Origin of the sequence: Rhodobacter sp. (genome assembly GCA_020637515.1) — a bacterium.
In the GTDB taxonomy this organism is placed as follows: domain Bacteria; phylum Pseudomonadota; class Alphaproteobacteria; order Rhodobacterales; family Rhodobacteraceae; genus Pararhodobacter.
On the sequence record JACKKG010000001.1, the window covers coordinates 803,328 to 818,643 of the forward strand.

18 protein-coding genes are annotated in these 15,316 nt (G+C 67.6%); 8 read left to right on the forward strand and 10 right to left on the reverse strand.

The window, feature by feature from the left end:
* Nucleotide 1: 1 nt before the first annotated feature.
* Nucleotides 2–1,045 (reverse strand): FAD-binding oxidoreductase, encoded by a 1,044-nt coding sequence (locus H6900_03830; GenBank protein ID MCC0072402.1) that lies wholly within the window; start codon nt 1,043–1,045, stop codon nt 2–4.
* Between the two features lie 55 nt (nt 1,046–1,100).
* On the opposite strand from H6900_03830, the gene mnmD reads away from it, so the two are divergent.
* Together mnmD and H6900_03840 are read left to right on the forward strand one after the other, a co-directional pair.
* Nucleotides 1,101–1,754 carry a tRNA (5-methylaminomethyl-2-thiouridine)(34)-methyltransferase MnmD gene (mnmD, locus tag H6900_03835; GenBank protein ID MCC0072403.1) on the forward strand — a complete coding sequence of 218 codons (654 nt, stop codon included), beginning with the start codon at nt 1,101–1,103 and terminating at the stop codon, nt 1,752–1,754.
* Complete coding sequence (locus tag H6900_03840; GenBank protein ID MCC0072404.1) at nt 1,751–2,629, forward strand: DMT family transporter; 879 nt, start codon at nt 1,751–1,753, stop codon at nt 2,627–2,629. Before mnmD ends, H6900_03840 begins: the two co-directional genes overlap by 4 nt.
* Here H6900_03840 and H6900_03845 read toward each other — a convergent pair.
* The gene (locus H6900_03845) at nt 2,626–2,934 is read right to left on the reverse strand and encodes a hypothetical protein (protein MCC0072405.1); all 309 of its coding nucleotides are present in this window, start codon (nt 2,932–2,934) and stop codon (nt 2,626–2,628) included. The two genes, H6900_03840 and H6900_03845, sit on opposite strands and share 4 nt — an antisense overlap.
* 206 nt (nt 2,935–3,140) lie before the next feature.
* Between H6900_03845 and H6900_03850 the strand changes: the two genes are divergently transcribed.
* Together H6900_03850 and H6900_03855 are read left to right on the forward strand one after the other, a co-directional pair.
* Entirely contained in the window at nt 3,141–4,718 is a 1,578-nt protein-coding gene (locus H6900_03850; protein ID MCC0072406.1) for a GMC family oxidoreductase N-terminal domain-containing protein, read from the forward strand.
* Nucleotides 4,719–4,778: 60 nt separating this feature from the next.
* Entirely contained in the window at nt 4,779–5,102 is a 324-nt protein-coding gene (locus H6900_03855; protein ID MCC0072407.1) for a DUF3775 domain-containing protein, read from the forward strand.
* Between the two features lie 150 nt (nt 5,103–5,252).
* Here H6900_03855 and fahA read toward each other — a convergent pair whose 3' ends face one another.
* The gene (gene fahA / locus H6900_03860) at nt 5,253–6,509 is read right to left on the reverse strand and encodes a fumarylacetoacetase (protein MCC0072408.1); all 1,257 of its coding nucleotides are present in this window, start codon (nt 6,507–6,509) and stop codon (nt 5,253–5,255) included.
* Between the two features lie 59 nt (nt 6,510–6,568).
* The gene (locus tag H6900_03865; protein MCC0072409.1) at nt 6,569–7,939 is read right to left on the reverse strand and encodes a homogentisate 1,2-dioxygenase; all 1,371 of its coding nucleotides are present in this window, start codon (nt 7,937–7,939) and stop codon (nt 6,569–6,571) included.
* 144 nt (nt 7,940–8,083) lie between these two features.
* On the opposite strand from H6900_03865, the gene H6900_03870 reads away from it, so the two are divergent.
* Nucleotides 8,084–8,521, forward strand: a complete 438-nt coding sequence (locus H6900_03870) for a winged helix-turn-helix transcriptional regulator (protein ID MCC0072410.1) — start codon at nt 8,084–8,086, stop codon at nt 8,519–8,521.
* Here H6900_03870 and H6900_03875 read toward each other — a convergent pair.
* The 4 genes from H6900_03875 to H6900_03890 form a co-directional block, all read right to left on the reverse strand.
* Complete coding sequence (locus tag H6900_03875) at nt 8,518–9,123, reverse strand: HD family hydrolase (protein MCC0072411.1); 606 nt, start codon at nt 9,121–9,123, stop codon at nt 8,518–8,520. The genes H6900_03870 and H6900_03875 overlap by 4 nt on opposite strands.
* A gap of 66 nt (nt 9,124–9,189) precedes the next feature.
* Nucleotides 9,190–9,672, reverse strand: a complete 483-nt coding sequence (locus H6900_03880) for a hypothetical protein (GenBank protein MCC0072412.1) — start codon at nt 9,670–9,672, stop codon at nt 9,190–9,192.
* Between the two features lie 255 nt (nt 9,673–9,927).
* The gene (gene secB, locus H6900_03885; GenBank protein MCC0072413.1) at nt 9,928–10,434 is read right to left on the reverse strand and encodes a protein-export chaperone SecB; all 507 of its coding nucleotides are present in this window, start codon (nt 10,432–10,434) and stop codon (nt 9,928–9,930) included.
* Between the two features lie 70 nt (nt 10,435–10,504).
* Entirely contained in the window at nt 10,505–10,957 is a 453-nt protein-coding gene (locus H6900_03890; protein MCC0072414.1) for an FxsA family protein, read from the reverse strand.
* A gap of 100 nt (nt 10,958–11,057) precedes the next feature.
* Here H6900_03890 and H6900_03895 point away from each other — a divergent pair, with 100 nt between their 5' ends.
* Together H6900_03895 and H6900_03900 are read left to right on the forward strand one after the other, a co-directional pair.
* Nucleotides 11,058–11,717 (forward strand): Tim44 domain-containing protein, encoded by a 660-nt coding sequence (locus H6900_03895; protein MCC0072415.1) that lies wholly within the window; start codon nt 11,058–11,060, stop codon nt 11,715–11,717.
* Between the two features lie 34 nt (nt 11,718–11,751).
* A complete protein-coding gene (locus H6900_03900; GenBank protein MCC0072416.1) occupies nt 11,752–12,378 on the forward strand; it encodes a Smr/MutS family protein in 627 nt (208 codons plus the stop codon).
* Nucleotides 12,379–12,385: 7 nt separating this feature from the next.
* Here H6900_03900 and H6900_03905 read toward each other — a convergent pair whose 3' ends face one another.
* On the reverse strand, nt 12,386–13,564 hold the full coding sequence (locus H6900_03905) for an alpha/beta fold hydrolase (protein ID MCC0072417.1): 1,179 nt from the start codon (nt 13,562–13,564) through the stop codon (nt 12,386–12,388).
* 114 nt (nt 13,565–13,678) lie between these two features.
* On the opposite strand from H6900_03905, the gene ilvA reads away from it, so the two are divergent.
* On the forward strand, nt 13,679–14,926 hold the full coding sequence (gene ilvA, locus H6900_03910) for a threonine ammonia-lyase IlvA (GenBank protein ID MCC0072418.1): 1,248 nt from the start codon (nt 13,679–13,681) through the stop codon (nt 14,924–14,926).
* Nucleotides 14,927–14,985: 59 nt separating this feature from the next.
* Here the strand turns inward: ilvA and H6900_03915 are convergent, their stop codons facing one another.
* Nucleotides 14,986–15,312: an Hpt domain-containing protein gene (locus H6900_03915; protein MCC0072419.1), complete on the reverse strand. Its 327-nt coding sequence runs from the start codon at nt 15,310–15,312 to the stop codon at nt 14,986–14,988.
* Between the last annotated feature and the right edge of the window lie 4 nt (nt 15,313–15,316).

A 15,316-nucleotide genomic window follows, 5' to 3' on the forward strand; every position in this document is an offset into this window, starting at 1 on the left:
CTCAACCCAGGTTGTCGCTGACCCGAAATCCCTGCGGGATGGCGTCGGCGCCGTCCAGCAACAGGTCGGCCGCCAGCTCGGCCAGCCTGGGCGCCATGCCGAAGCCGATCTTGAACCCGCCGTTCAGCACGAACTGACCGTCACGCCCGGGCCACGGCCCCAGCATCGGCGCGCGCGAGGGGCTGCGCGGACGCACCCCGGCCCAGCGTTCCAGAACCGGCGCGGCGGCCAGGTCGGGGCAGACCGCACGCACCCGCGCGATCAGGTCATCAAGCTGTGCATCGGTCGTGTCGGGGGCGGCAAAGTCGCGTTCGCTGGTCGATCCGATGGCCACCGTGGCGTCCGCGTGTGGCACGATATGCAACCCGTCGGCGAAAAGCTGGGGCGAATCCCGCCAATCGGCCGCCAGCAAGGCCGCTTGCCCCTTGACCCCGTTGCCCATGGGACGGCCCAGATCCGCGCCCAGGTCGCGCAACCCCTGCGCGCCGGTGGCCCATAGAACCGTCCAGCCCGGCGGCGGCACGGTGCCCTGTTCGACCGTCACGCCGCGCGTGGCCAGTGCGGCGACCAGCGCCGTGGCGGCACCCCGGGGCGACAGGCGCGCGCTCAGCGTGTCATGGATCACCAGCCCCGTGCCCGAGATTACCCTGGGCCCCGCCACCGCGTGGGCCGGCACCACCTGCCACGTCGCCCGCCCCTGCCACAGCTCGCGCGCCGTCTCGCCGCGTTCGCGCGCGCGGGCCACGGCGGCGTCATCCGCCAGGGGCTGCACCCGGCCCAGCCGGGCATAGCCCGGCGTGCCCCCGCCCGCGCTGGCGACCGCGTGCCAGAACCCCTCGGCCATCATCAGGCTGTCGAATTGAAAGGCCTTTTTCGCGTTCCATTGTTCGGGCACATGCGGCGCCAGCGCGCCGACCACCCCGCCCGAGGCCCCCGCGCCGATGCGCGAGGCCTCGATCACGCGGACCCGCGCACCGCGCCGCGCCATCGCCCAGGCCGAGGCGAGCCCGAAAATCCCCGCGCCCATGACCGCGATTTGTGCCATTGCCTTTCCCCCGCCGCCGCGTAAAGGTCGCCGCGTTGTAGCCCTTCACATGCGTATGAACCAGCCCGCTCTGACATGGACCGACAGCGACACGCCCGTCGCCACCGCCTTTGACGACCCGTATTTCACCGGCGGGCTCGATGAGACGCGGCATGTCTTTTTGGCCGGCAACGACCTGCCCGGGCGGTTACGTGCCGGTTTTCATGTGGCCGAACTGGGCTTTGGCACCGGGCTGAACCTGCTGGCGCTGGCGCAGGTCTGGGTCGGCCCCGGCACCCTGCGCTTCACCTCGTTCGAGGCCTTTCCCATGGCCCGGTCCGATATGGCCCGCGCGCTGGCCCCCTTTTCCCTGCCCGGAACCGACGCCCTGGTCGCGCAATGGCAGGGCGATGGTCCGGTGCGTTGCATCGACCTGCCGGGTATCGCGGCCGAAATCCGGATCGGCGACGCCCGGCAGACCCTGCCACCCTGGCCAGACCGCGCGGATGCCTGGTTCCTGGACGGTTTTGCCCCCGCCCGAAACCCCGAACTGTGGAACGACGCCCTTCTGCAGCAGGTCGCCCGCCATACCGGGCCCGGGGGAACCGCGGCCACCTATACCGCCGCCGGCCATGTCCGCCGCGCGCTCGAGTCCGGTGGCTTTCGCGTCACCCGCCAGCCCGGTTTCGGCCGCAAGAAACACATGACAACCGCCCGGATGCCCACATGAGCCGCGAACAGAACACCACCCTCGGGATCTGGCTGATGATCGCCGTCACGCTGGTCTTTGCCCTTCAGGACGGGATCTCGACCCACCTGGCGGGGCAATACAACGTCTTCATGATCATCATGATCCGGTATTGGTTCTTTGCGACCTTTGTCATCACCGTCGCCAGCCGCAAGGCCGGTGGCATACGCAACGCCGCGCGCACCCACGCACCCAAGGCGCAGGTCTTTCGCGGCCTTTTGCTGGCGCTGGAGATCCTGGTCGCGGTCAAGGGCTTTGTCGTGCTGGGGCTGGTGGAATCGCACGCCGTCTTTGCCGTCTATCCGCTGCTGATCGCCGCGCTGTCCGGCCCCGTCCTGGGCGAGCGCGTGGGCTGGCGGCGCTGGGTCGCCATCGGCATCGGCTTTGCCGGGGTCCTGGTGATCCTGGAACCGGGGTTCGGCGTGTTCCGGATCGGCGCGCTGATCCCGTTTCTGGCCGCGCTGATGTTCGCCCTTTACGGTCTGGTGACGCGCTATGTCGGGCGCTACGACAGCAGCGCGGTCAGCTTCTTCTGGACGGGCATCATGGGCCTGATCGTGACCACCGGGGTGGGCGTGTTCCACTGGCAGCCGATGGTGGGTTCGGATTGGGTCTGGATGCTGCTACTGTGCATCACCTCGGCCGGCAGCCACTACATGCTGATCCGCGCCTACGAGGTCGCCGAGGCCAGCGCGATCCAGCCCTTTGCCTATCTGCAACTGGTCTTTGCCAGCCTTATCGGCATCGTCGTGTTCCACGAAACGCTGCGCCCCAATGTGGCCATCGGGGCGGCGATCGTGGTCTGTGCGGGTCTGTTCACCCTGTGGCGTGCGCGCCAGGTGGCGGTCCGGCGTTAGCCGCCGCACATCTGCTGCGCGAGATCGCCAAAGGTCCGGTAGCGCGCCCAGAATTCGTTGTCGGCGCGGGTCGAAGACATGCGCACCGCCTGGGCCTCGTCCGGGTTGGTGAAGAAACGTGCCGCGCGGCGCTGTTCGGATCGGGTCAGCGTATGGTCGGCAGCGGCATCGATGCAGCGGCACAACTGGCGGCTGGACTGCGGCCGATCCGATCGATTGCAGGCGGTTTCGATCGGGCCGGCCATCGCCGCAACGGGGGCCAGCGTCGTCAACGCAAGGGCGGCGGCGATCATCAGGTGTTTCATGTCTGCCTCGATCCAAAGGTCGTGCGACTCTTGCCGAGTCGTCTTAACAATCCGTTATAAACTGTCGTTATTGTTACCAAAAATGACCAGAGACCTCAACCGCTAGGGCTGGTATCGGCGGATTTCCCCGCCGCAACATCCTGCCCGCGGCCATTGCGCCCGAATCGCGCTGCCCCTAACGTGACGGGGCAGCATCGGGGGCTCTGATGGCGGATTGGGACTATATCATCGTCGGCGCGGGCAGCGCGGGGTCGCTTCTGGCGAACCGCTTGAGCGAACGCCACCGGGTTCTGTTGCTTGAGGCCGGGGGGCGCGACAACTACATCTGGGTGCATGTGCCCGTCGGGTATCTCTATTGCATCGACAATCCCCGCACCGACTGGCGCCTGCGCACCGCGGCCGAGCCGGGGCTGAACGGCCGCAGCCTGCTCTATCCCCGGGGCAAGGTGCTGGGCGGGTGCAGTTCGATCAACGGGATGCTCTATCTGCGCGGGCAGGCGGCGGATTACGATCAGTGGCGCCAGATGGGCAACACCGGATGGGGCTGGGACGATGTGCTGCCCTATTTCAAGAAACACGAGGATTACGCCGCCGGAGACCCGGGCGACATGCACGGCACCGGCGGCGAGTGGCGGGTCGAAAACCAGCGCCTGCGCTGGCAGATTCTGGATGACTGGGCGCGCGCCGCGCAGGAAACCGGAATTCCCGCGACGCAGGATTTCAACACCGGCGACAACGAGGGCGTGGCCTATTTCAAGGTGAACCAGCGCAAGGGTTGGCGCTGGAATACCGCAAAGGCGTTTCTGCGCCCGGCCCGCGCCCGAATCGAGGTGCACACGAACGCCCACGCTACCGGCCTGATCCTTGATGGCAACCGTTGCACCGGCGTGCGCTATCTGCGCGACGGTCAACCGACCGAAGCCCGCGCCAACGCCGAGGTGATCCTGACCGCGGGGTCCGTCGGTTCGACCCAGTTGCTGCAACTGGCGGGGATCGGCCCGGCCGACCGCCTGCGCCAACTGGGAATCGCGCCGCTCCACGACTGCGACGCGGGCGAAAACCTGCAAGACCACCTGCAACTGCGCCTGGCCTTCAAGGTGACGGGCGCGCGCACGCTGAACACGATGGCCAACAGTCTGTTCGGAAAGGCCCGGATCGCAGCCGAATATGCGCTGTTCCGCTCGGGACCGATGTCGATGTCGCCCAGCCAACTGGGGGCCTTTGCACGCTCGGGCCCGGGGGTCGAACGGGCCGATCTGGAATACCATGTGCAGCCACTCAGCCTCGAGGCCTTTGGTCAGCCGCCCCACGACTTTCCGGCCGTCACGGCCTCGGTCTGTCATCTCAGGCCGGATAGCCGGGGGTCGATCCGCGTGACCACCCGCGATCCGATGACCCCACCGGAAATCGCGCCGAACTACCTGTCGGCCGAAACCGACAAGCACGTCGCCGCCAACGCGATCCGGCTGACCCGGCGGATCATGGCGGCGCCGGCCCTGGCGAAATACCGGCCGCAGGAATTCAAACCCGGCCCCGCGCTGCAAACCGAGGCCGAGCTGATCCGCGCCGCCGGCGACATCGGCACGACGATCTTTCACCCCGTCGGCACCTGCCGCATGGGCACCGATCCGCGCGCCGTGGTGACGCCGGATCTGCGCGTGAACGGCGTGCGCGGGCTCAGGGTGGCCGATGCCTCGATCATGCCGACGATTCCGTCGGGCAACACCAACTCGCCGACCATCATGATCGCGGAAAAGGCCGCGGCGATGATTCTGGGCGGCTAACACGACCCCTTGCACGCCGCCGCGCCCCGGGCGATGCTTGCCCCAGACAGGAGATGCGCCATGACGCCCGACATCAGTATCAAGAAGGTGGTCCACATCATCTTTCAGGCGCGCGAATCCGGGCGCCCGGGCGAATTGCACGCCTTCATCGACGCGCTGAACGACGATGAAAAGGCCAACCTGGTGGCGATTGCTTGGGTCGGCCGCGGCGCCTTCGAACCCGAGGATTTCGCCGAGGCCCTGGAAACCGCCTTTGCCGAGGCGACCACCCCGACGGCGGATTACCTGATGGGCATGCCGCACCTGTCCGAGAACCTGGAAGCGGGCCTTGAAGCCCTCGAAATCGACGTCACCGAAGCCGAGGAAGACTTTTACGACCGTTGACAGGCCCGTCTGGCCAGGCCACCCCTTGCGGCATGCCGGCAAGCGGACCGGGCGGGTGAAGCGCCTGTCAACCCGCCCTTCTTTGTGCGGCAAATATCCCGGGGGTGAGCCGCGCCAGCGGCGAGGGGGCTGGCCCCCTGCGCCGGTGGGTCAGCGCGCGTAGGGATCGGCCAGGGCCGGCAGGATCGTGCCGCTGCAATCGCCAAAGCCGATGGTATAGCCGTCGCCACGGCACTGGCCTTTCAGCGTCAGGCGGTCGCCGTCCTCCAGAAAGCTGCGCGTCTGTCCGCCCGGCAGGGAAAGCGGCTCTTGCCCGCCCCAACTGAGTTCGAGCAGCGATCCGCGCGAGTCCTTGACCGGCCCCGAGATGGTGCCAGACCCCAGCAGATCCCCGACCCGCATCGCGCACCCCGACGTGGTGTGGTGCGCCAGTTGCTGCGCGGCCGAATAATACATTTCCCGGTAGTTGGTGCGCGAAATGACGCTGGGCGCGGCGCCCTGCGGCGCCAGTTCGACATCGAGCGCGATGTCATACAGCATTGGGCCCGGTTCCTGCAAATAGGGCAGCAGGGGCTGTTCGCGATCGGGCGCGGCGGTGCGGAAGGGTTCCAGCGCCGCCTTGGTGACGATCCAGGGCGAAATGGTGGTGGCCGTCGCCTTTGACTGGAACGGGCCCAGCGGCACATATTCCCACGCCTGGATATCGCGCGCCGACCAGTCGTTCAGCAAGACATAGCCAAAGATCATCGCGTCGGCTTCCGCCACCGTCACCGGCCCGCTCGAGGGCTGGCCGACCACCGCGCCCATCTCCAGCTCCAGGTCGAAACGGGCACAAGGCGCCCAGCGCGGCGCGGCATCCTGCGGGCCCTTCAACTGACCCCAGGGGCGGCGCACGTCCGTGCCCGACACGACCACCGACGAAGCCCGGCCGTTGTAGCCGATCGGGATATGCAACCAGTTGGGCGGCAGCGCGTTCTCGGGGCCGCGGAACATGGTGCCGACGTTGAACGCGTGGTTCCGGCCGGCATAGAAATCGGTGTATTCACTGACCGTGAACGGCATGTGCAGCGTCACGCCGGCCAGCGCGTGCAGATAGGGTTCGACCTGGTCGCGGGTGTCGCTGCCCTGGGCCAGGTGGCCGATGAGCTGGCGGCGCAGCTTGTCCCAGACCGCGGGGCCCGCGGCCATCAGCGGGTTCCACGCGGGGGTGTTCAACAGGGGCGTGTCGGCGGGTGCCAGAAGCCCGGCCTTTTCCATGCCGGCCAGATCCAGCACGAAATCGCCGATCGCCACGCCACAGCGCGCCGAAAGCGCCGGGGTCGAAAAGACGCCGCAGGGCAGGTTGTTCAGGGGAAACGGACAGGTGGGGTCGTTGGCGGTTTCGACCCAGGAGCGAATGAGCGACATGGAATCTCCTGCGGGTTGGGCGGCGACGGACGGGCAACAGGGCCCGTCCGGCAAAGATCTCAGTCCTTGATACCGGGTGTGCCGTCGAATTTCTTCTCAAGCGTGGTCCAGCATTCCAGGTAATCGTCCTGCAAGGGCGCGGTTTCGGCGGCCCATTGGGTCAGGTGCTGCGGAAAGCGCGTTTCAAACATGAACGACATGGTGTTGTCCAACAGATGCGGCTTCAGATCCGCGTTGGACGCCCCTTCAAAGGCGTCGCGGTCCGGCCCGTGCGGCAACATGCAGTTGTGCAGGCTCAGCCCGCCCGGCAGAAAGCCCTGCGGCTTGGCGTCATACTGGCCATAGATGTTGCCCATCAGCTCGGACATGATGTTCTTGTGATACCACGGCGGGCGGAAGGTGTGATCGGCCACCATCCAGCGTTCGCGGAACAACACGAAGTCGATGTTGGCCGTGCCCTCCTGCCCCGAGGGCGCCGTCAGCACCGTGAAGATCGACGGGTCGGGGTGGTCGAACAGGATCGCGCCCACCGGCGAATAGGTGCGCAGGTCGTATTTCACCGGGCAATAGTTGCCGTGCCAGGCCACCACGTCCAGCGGCGAGTGGTCGATCCGCGTCTCGTGGAACTGGCCGCACCACTTGATGACCACGCGCGAGGGTGCCTCGCGGTCCTCGAACGCGGCGACCGGCGTCTTGAAGTCGCGCGGATTGGCCATGCAGTTGGCGCCGATCGGCCCGCGCGACGGCAGGTCGAATTTCTGGCCGTAATTCTCGCACACAAAGCCCCGGCAGGGCCCCTCCAGAACCTCGACCCGATACACCAGGCCGCGCGGCAGGATGGCGATTTCCTTGGGCTCCAGGTCGATCACGCCCATTTCGGTGCAGAACCGCAGGCGCCCCTCTTGCGGCACGACCAGCAACTCACTGTCGGCCGAAAAGAAGTATTCGTCCACCATCGACGCGGTCACCAGGTAGACATGGCTGGCCATGCCGACCTGCGTGTTCACGTCGCCGGCGGTGGTCACGGTGCGCATTCCGGTGATCCAGCTCAGGCTTTCGCCGACGCCCGGCATCGGGATCGGGTCCCAGCGATACTGGCCCAGGCTGATGACGTCGGGCAGCACATGCGGGGCCGATTTCCAGCCGTCCACGGCGATCTTGCGGAACCGGCCGGTGTGCTTGACCGACGGGCGGATGCGGTAGCACCAGGTGCGTTCGTTCTGGCCGCGCGGCGCGGTAAAGGCGGTGCCCGAAAGCTGTTCGGCATAGAGACCGTAGTTGCATTTCTGCGGGCTGTTCTGACCTTGGGGCAGGGCGCCGGGCAGGGCCTCGGTTTCGAAATCGTTGCCGAAGCCGGGCATGTAGCCGTCATGCGGACCACCGGCCGAAGGGGCGCGGGTCATGCCGTCGGGAAGGGAAGGGTTGGTCATGGGGTTTCCTGTTCGCTCAGGATAATCGTCATCTCTCGTATCACTTAACATTTATTGCAGTTGCAACAATGTCAAGGGCCGAGCGCCTTGCCGTTGCTTTCGACGCTGCTTTGTGGTCGGCTCGCCGGACGCTTGGAGACGCCCATGACCGACGCCCCCGATTTCGACCTGAACACGTTTCTTCCCTACCGTATGAACGCGGCCGCCAGCCGGATCAGCCGTGCCTTTGCCGACCGCTACCGCGAGGATTTCGGCATCACCATCCCCGAATGGCGGGTCCTGGTGCATTTGCATCATGCGGGCGACGTGTCGGTGCGCGACATCGAATCACGGGTGGACATGGAAAAGTCCAAGGTCAGCCGCGCCGCCTCGCGGCTCGAGGCGGCGGGCTATGTCAGCAAGGCGGTGAACGATCAGGACCGCAGGCTTCTGGCGCTGCGACTCACCGATTCGGGGCACGATCTGGTCGCTCGGGTGCTGCCGGTGGCGATGCAGTATCAAGACGAGATGCTGGAACGTCTGGGACCGCTGGCACCGGGCCTGACCGCCGCCCTGGACGTTCTGCTGACACCCGGGGATTAACGCCCGGGGGCCGCGTCCACCTGCGCCATCAACTGGGCGTGGCGGTCGATGAAGGCCGCGCGAACCTCGGCCGGGGGGCGGGGGGCGATGGTGACGCCGGCGGCCTGGGGCGTCGGACGGCCAAAGATCCGGTCGGCCTCGGCCTTGGAAAAGCCGGCGATCTGCGTCGCTTCCAGCCATGCGCTGACGATATCGGCTTTCTTGATGAGGGTCTTGATCGGTGTAGGCAGCACAGCGGGCAGGCCAAAACGGATGTGAATCGCCGCCGTCAGCCGTTCGTCCAGCGCGCCGTAATCGGGCCCGACGGCGGCCTTCACCGGCGAGATCATGTCCCCGATGACGTATTCCGGCGCGTCATGCAGCAGCGCAGCCAGGCGCCAGCGCGGGGCCAGGCCCGGTTCCATCCGTCCAAGCAGCGATTCGACCAGCAGCGAATGCTCGGCCACCGAATAGGGCCAGTCGCCGGTGGTCTGACCGTTCCAGCGCGCGACAAAGGCCAGCCCGTGGGCGATATCCTGCAACTCGATATCAACGGGGGTCGGGTCCAGCAGGTCCAGCCTGCGCCCCGAGAGCATCCTCTGCCAGGCGCGCGCCTGCTTCATCCGCTGTCCCCGTCCGGTTTCTCTGGCGTCGATACCGAAACACGAACCCGTGGTAAAGCGGGCGGTTCACAGCCCCGGTCTGGCCGGCAGCAGGGCGAGGATGGCCAGCGCCAGCCCGATCCCGCCGACGCCCAGCACCATCAAGGACCGGGACCAGCGGCGCGTTCGCCGGGCCGGCGGAGCGGCGTCGATGGGCCGCGGCGGCAGCGGGGTGGGCAGGTCGTCGTCCAGCCAGGCATCGGCCGACAGGATACCGGATTTGGCCGGGGCCGGGGCCGGGGCACTGTCCGACGGCAGATCGGCGCGCATTCCGGCACCGTAAGGGGTGCGAATCGGCTTGTCGGTGCCGATCTGTTCGACCGAGGCGATCAATCCCGCCAGGTCGATCCCCAGGGCACCGCCCGGCGGCGGGTCCGTCGGCACGGCGGGAATGTCGGCGTCTGCCAGAGTGTCCGGTGCCGCGTCAGGCCCCAGCAGGGATTGGGTGGCACGGGCGATTTGCAGGGCCGAGGCCCGCCGCCCGCTGCGCAGGCTGGGCCACCGACCCATCAGCTGAGCGCGCCGCAATGGCGGCCGCGGCGCGGTGTTGGGATTGCGCAAAATCCCGACCCGTGCCTGGCGGTCCTGGCGCGAGGGGCGCCGGCTGTCGGTTTCAAGCGTGGTGCTGGTCACGGGTGGCAACCCCCTTTGTCGGCACCCCGGCACCCGGGGCGGTTCCGCCAGCATCGCCCAGGGCCGTTAAGAAAGCGCAAACGCGAACGGCCGGGCGCGGGGCCCGGCCGTCCGGCAATCGTGGGGGTCGCCTCAGGCGACGGGCGTGTTGCCCTGCTGACGCATCAGTTGCTGGCGATACATCTGCATGAAGTCGATCATTTCCAGGTTCAGAGGCGGGAAGCCGCCGTCGCGCGTCACGTCCGAGATGATGCGTCGGGCATAGGGGAAGACGATGCGCGGGCATTCGATCAGCAGGAACGGATGCAGCTGGTCCTGCGGCAGGCCCTCGATCAGGAAGATCGCGCCGTATTCCAGTTCCGCCAGATACAGGGTCTGGTTGGTTTCCTTGGTCTTGGCTTCGACCTTGTATTTCGAGATCACCTCGAAATGGCCGTCCTGTTCGCGCTTTTTCGCGTCCAGGCTGACCTGCACCTGGATGTCGGGCTGACCCGCAGGCAGGATGCCGGTGCCGCGCACGACGGCGTTTTCGAACGACAGGTCGCGCACGAACTGCGCCAGAACCTGGAATTTCACCTGCGGCTGCGCGCCGGGTTGCGCACCGGCCTGGGGCGCGGCTCCGTTGCCAGTCTCGGCCATGACACTCTCCTGATGACTATGGGTCTGACGGCGTTCTAGCAGGAGGTTCCCGGCGCCTCAAGGACGGGCCTCACGGTCGGCGCGGTCGCTCGATGCGGTGATCGGTATCCAGGGGATCGCGCGCCGGATCGCGCACGCTGAACTCGCCTTCGACGACATCGTCCTGCCAGACCCGGGTCGTCACCGTGGCTCTGGCACCGATCAGCCGCACCAGCGCGCGTTGCAGGGGCGGCAGCAGCAGCAGCAGGCCCAGCGTGTCGGTCAGGAACCCCGGCAGGATCAGCAGAATCCCCGCCAGAACCCGGAACGCGCCCTGCGCCAGAAATGTGCCCGGGTCGATCCTGAGACCGCCCTGCATCATCGCCAGCGCCCGCGCCTGCTGTCCGCGCAGGATGGTCACGCCCAGCATCGCGCCCAGCACAATCAGCAGCAACGTGGTGCCGACACCGATCTGCCCGCCGATGGCGATGAACAGCGCGATCTCGATCAACGGCAGGGCGACAAAGAGCAGCAGCAGGGGCAAACCGGAAAATCCCTTTGGGTGTTGTGGTGGACTTAGGCCTTCGCGCACCCTACATAGTCACCGATTGGTTGAAACCAAGCCCGAGTGCTTTGAGGAAACGATGGATAACGCCGTGATACAACTCCTGGTCCTGGCCGGAATTGCCGTTTTCCTGATCCTGAAGCTGCGCAATGTCCTGGGCACGCGCGACGGTTTCGAACCGGGTCAGGCCCCCGCGCCGGGCCCCGCCCCCACCCCGCGCCGCGGATTCGAGGTGATCGAAGGTGGCGAGGATCGCGACATCACCGACCATGTTCCCGCTGGCAGCGCCTCTGCCACCGCGCTGGCCGGCATGAAGCGCGCCGAGCCCGGCTTCAATGTCGGCGAGTTCCTGAACGGTGCGCGCCAGGCCTATGAGATGATCCTCATGGGGTTCGAGCGTGGCCAACTGGACGATCTGGTGCCCCTGCTGTCGCGCGACGTGTTCGAAAGCTTTGACGAGGTCGTGCAATTGCGCGAACGCCAGGGGCTGACGGTCGAGGCCAGTTTCATCGGCGTGCGCGAGATCGAGCTGACCGAAGCCCGTTTCGACGCCGCCACCCGCGAGGGCGAGGTGACGGTGCGCCTGGTGGGCGAGCTGACCTCGGTCGTGCGCGACCGCGACGGCAAGGTGGTCGAGGGCGATGCGACCCGCATCAAGCAAGAGCGCGACCGGTGGACCTTTGCCCGCGTGATGGGGTCGGAAAACCCCAACTGGCGGCTGGTCGCGACCGGCGACTGATCGTCGCGCGGCCGGTGGCAGAAAGCGTCGCGCCATGAGCCGCCGCCTGACCGACGAGGAGCGCGAGATCTGGCAGCGCGTCGTGCGCAACGCGCGGCGCCTGTTGCCCGCGCAAGACCCCGCCCCCGACACCCGCACGCGCGCGGCCCCCGACCCGCAGGCCGCGCCGCGCCCCCCGGCCGAATCGGCCACCCCGCCCCGCGCCGTGGCCCTGCCGATGCCGCCCGGGGCCCTGCGCGGGACCCCCGCGCCACGGGTCAGTCTGGATCTGGCGCCCACGATCAGCGAAAGGCTGGCGCGCGAGCCGGTGCGTATGGATCGCAGCCTGCACCGCGCCATGTCGCGCGGCAAGCTCGAGCCCGAGGCCCGGATCGACCTGCATGGCATGACGGTCGCGCAGGCCCATGGCGCGCTGACGGGCTTCATCCTGTCGGCGCAGGCGCGCGGGCTCAGGCTGGTGTTGGTCATCACCGGCAAGGGACGCAAGGCCGGATCGGACCACGCCGCGCCGATGCCGGCCAGACAGGGCGTGCTGAAGCACGAGGTGCCGCACTGGCTGCGCAGCGCGCCGCTGGGTCCGCTGGTGCTGGAATTGCGCGAATCGCACCGCGCGCACGGCGGGGCGGGGGCGTATTACGTTTACCTGCGCAAGCGTCGCTAGGACGCCGTCAGCGCACCTGCGGCGCCGTCGAGGCGCCGATCGATCCGGTCAGCCGCTGCAACCAGTAAGGCACCACGCTGCGCCGGCGCGACGGGTCCGAGGTCAACGGCGTCAGGATCACCTCGGTCGTGTTCTGCAATGTCAGGATCGTCGCCGGCAGCAGCGGAAGCGACCCGGCGGTGTCACGCGACAACGCGGCGTTCATCGCCCCCATCTGGTTCAGCAAACCGATCAGCGCCGGCGAAGACCCCACCGTGAAATGCCCGCCGCCCCGGCTGAAGGCGCTGACATCGACCACGGTGACATCCAGCCCCTCGACCGGCTGGGCATTGGGCATGTTGCCCAACCGAGCGCGTTCGCCCGTCAGGCTGGCCGACAGCATCAGCACCCGGTCGCGCTGCGAGGTGACGATGAGGAACGGCTCGGGCAGGTGGCCGATATCGCGCACCTGCTGGCGGAACAGTTCGATATCCACATCGGGCGAGATCAGGATGACGCCGCCCACCGCCGACAGGGCCGGATCGTGCGTCAGGGCCATCTGGCGCAGCACCTCCATCGTCAGATGACTGCCCATCGAATGCGCCATCAGGATGATCCGGTGCGGTCCCGCGGCGGCGACGCGGCGGATCATCTGCACCATGCCGTCGCGCGCATAGAGGGCGCTGTCGCGGTCATGCGCATAGGCCAGAGGCGCCCCCAGCGAGGGCCAGGAATAATGCAGGATCACCCCTGGCAGGTTCAGGTCGTAATCCAGCTGCGCGGTGCGGAACACGCCTTCGACAAAGGTCGTGTTGAACCCATGGACAAAGATCACTGCCTCGCGCGCGTCGGGGGCCTGTTCGTTCAGCCGTTGGCGCACCGCGTTCTCGAACTGCGGGCCGGTCAGTTGCTGCGCGCCGGCCAGCATGAAATCGCGTTCGGGGTTGCCCGGCTGGCGTCCGCGCGGGCGCGTGATCTCGCCGCGCTCGCGGTCGGGCGGGATCGAGACGGTATACCGGCCAAAGGTTTCCTCGGCGTCACGCGACCAGCCGGGAATTTCCGGCTGCTCGGGATCGGGGCCGCGCGTCGTCGCCACCAGAATCGGCACCCAGACCGCACCGGGTGCCGTCCCGTCAACGAAATCCGCGCGCTCGCGCTGGGCGCAAGCGGCCAGAAAAGCCAGGGCAAGGATGGTAAACGTGCGCATGGACGGTCCGCTGACAGGATCGCCCGCTGCATACACCATGCTGGGCGCGCCGTCAGGGGGTGATGCGGCGGATTGCGCCTTTCCCGGCGGCTCCTCGCGCAGTAGAGCATGGGAATGCGCGATATCCTCAACTCAGCCCGCACCGCCACCGCCGAACTGCGCCAGTTGTTCGAGCCGACGCCGCTGCAACGCAACGACCACCTGTCGGCCCGCTTCGGCGCCGAGGTCTGGTTGAAACGCGAGGACCTGACGCCGGTGCGCAGCTACAAGATCCGCGGCGCCTTCAACGCCATGCGGCGGTTGCTGGATGCGTCCCCCGACCAGGACACTTTCGTCTGCGCCTCGGCCGGAAACCATGCGCAGGGCGTCGCCTTTGCCTGCCGCCATTTCGGCAAGCGCGGCGTGATCTTCATGCCGGTGACCACCCCGCGCCAAAAGATCGACAAGACCCGCATCTTTGGCGGCGAGGCCGTCGAAATCCGGCTGATCGGCGACTATTTCGACCAGTCGCTGGCCGCCGCCCAACGCTTTTGCACCGAGGTGGGCGCGCATTTCCTGTCGCCCTTCGACGACGAGGATGTGATCGAGGGGCAGGCCTCGGTCGGGGTCGAGATCGTCGAACAGCTGGGGCGGATGCCCGATGTGATGGTCCTGCCGGTCGGTGGCGGCGGGCTGGCCGCGGGCGTGCGGCGCTATTTCGCCGCGCTCGATGCCCCGACCGCGTTCCGCTATGTCGAACCCCTGGGCGGCGCCAGCCTGACCGCCGCCTTGCGCGCCGGCGGGCCGGTCACGCTGCCGCGGGTGGACAGTTTCGTCGATGGCGCCGCCGTCGCCCGTATCGGCGCGCGGCCCTTTGCCGCCCTCGCGGACGAGGCGCCCACTCAGGTGCTGCTGGCGCCCGAGGACCGGATTTGCGGCACCATGCTGGACATGCTGAACGTCGAGGGCATCGTGCTGGAGCCCGCCGGCGCGCTGTCGGTCGATGCGCTGCCCGATCTGGGCGACCTGATACGCGGGCGCACCGTGGTTTGCGTCACCTCGGGCGGGAATTTCGACTTTGAGCGCCTGCCCGAGGTCAAGGAACGCGCGATGCGCTGGGCCGGCACCAAGAAGTATTTCATCCTGCGGATGCCCCAGCGCCCCGGAGCCCTGCGCGACTTTCTCGAGATTCTGGGACCCGAGGATGATATCGCCCGTTTCGAATACCTGAAGAAATCCGCGCGCAACTTTGGTTCGGTGCTGATCGGGATCGAGACGAACCATGCCGACAACATCGCCGCGCTGTTTGCCCGCATGGATGCCGCCGGGTTCGATTACCGCGACGTGACGGTGGACGAGACCTTGGCAAATTTCCTGGTCTGAACGGCCCGCGACGTCCGGCGTCTGCGCGGGCCCCCTCCACCGAACCCGGGGCGCACCCGTCACGCCGCGCGCCGCGCCAGGCCCGTCAGGAACTGCTCGCGCGAGGTTGCGTGGCAGCGCCGGATCGCGCCCAGATCCACCTGCCCCCCCCGCCCGTCATTGGCCCGGTTTTCGCCGTCGGTGCATAGCGTGGCAAAGTCCCGAAATCCCAGGTTCAGCGCGGCCCCCTTGAGGAAATGCAGCCGCGCCGCCAGTGTCGCGTCGTCGTCGCACCCGTCGAGTTGCGCGATTCCATCGGCAACCTCTTGCAGGAAAACATCGACGATCTCGCCAAAGGCGTCGCCCATGTCGGCCCTCAGTTCATCCACCTGCGCCCAGTCGATCATTGCC

Bases quoted from the DNA above. Each gene is read 5' to 3' on its own strand.
- H6900_03830 (MCC0072402.1), bottom strand. From the start codon at position 1,045: ATGGCACAAATCGCGGTCATGGGCGCGGGGATTTTCGGGCTCGCCTCG.
- H6900_03895 (MCC0072415.1), top strand. From the start codon at position 11,058: ATGGATAACGCCGTGATACAACTCCTGGTCCTGGCCGGAATTGCCGTT.
- H6900_03855 (MCC0072407.1), top strand. From the start codon at position 4,779: ATGACGCCCGACATCAGTATCAAGAAGGTGGTCCACATCATCTTTCAG.
- H6900_03870 (MCC0072410.1), top strand. From the start codon at position 8,084: ATGACCGACGCCCCCGATTTCGACCTGAACACGTTTCTTCCCTACCGT.
- fahA (MCC0072408.1), bottom strand. From the start codon at position 6,509: ATGTCGCTCATTCGCTCCTGGGTCGAAACCGCCAACGACCCCACCTGT.
- H6900_03900 (MCC0072416.1), top strand. From the start codon at position 11,752: ATGAGCCGCCGCCTGACCGACGAGGAGCGCGAGATCTGGCAGCGCGTC.
- H6900_03850 (MCC0072406.1), top strand. From the start codon at position 3,141: ATGGCGGATTGGGACTATATCATCGTCGGCGCGGGCAGCGCGGGGTCG.
- mnmD (MCC0072403.1), top strand. From the start codon at position 1,101: ATGAACCAGCCCGCTCTGACATGGACCGACAGCGACACGCCCGTCGCC.
- H6900_03905 (MCC0072417.1), bottom strand. From the start codon at position 13,564: ATGCGCACGTTTACCATCCTTGCCCTGGCTTTTCTGGCCGCTTGCGCC.
- H6900_03865 (MCC0072409.1), bottom strand. From the start codon at position 7,939: ATGACCAACCCTTCCCTTCCCGACGGCATGACCCGCGCCCCTTCGGCC.
- H6900_03840 (MCC0072404.1), top strand. From the start codon at position 1,751: ATGAGCCGCGAACAGAACACCACCCTCGGGATCTGGCTGATGATCGCC.
- H6900_03915 (MCC0072419.1), bottom strand. From the start codon at position 15,312: ATGATCGACTGGGCGCAGGTGGATGAACTGAGGGCCGACATGGGCGAC.
- secB (MCC0072413.1), bottom strand. From the start codon at position 10,434: ATGGCCGAGACTGGCAACGGAGCCGCGCCCCAGGCCGGTGCGCAACCC.
- H6900_03875 (MCC0072411.1), bottom strand. From the start codon at position 9,123: ATGAAGCAGGCGCGCGCCTGGCAGAGGATGCTCTCGGGGCGCAGGCTG.
- H6900_03845 (MCC0072405.1), bottom strand. From the start codon at position 2,934: ATGAAACACCTGATGATCGCCGCCGCCCTTGCGTTGACGACGCTGGCC.
- ilvA (MCC0072418.1), top strand. From the start codon at position 13,679: ATGCGCGATATCCTCAACTCAGCCCGCACCGCCACCGCCGAACTGCGC.
- H6900_03880 (MCC0072412.1), bottom strand. From the start codon at position 9,672: ATGGGTCGGTGGCCCAGCCTGCGCAGCGGGCGGCGGGCCTCGGCCCTG.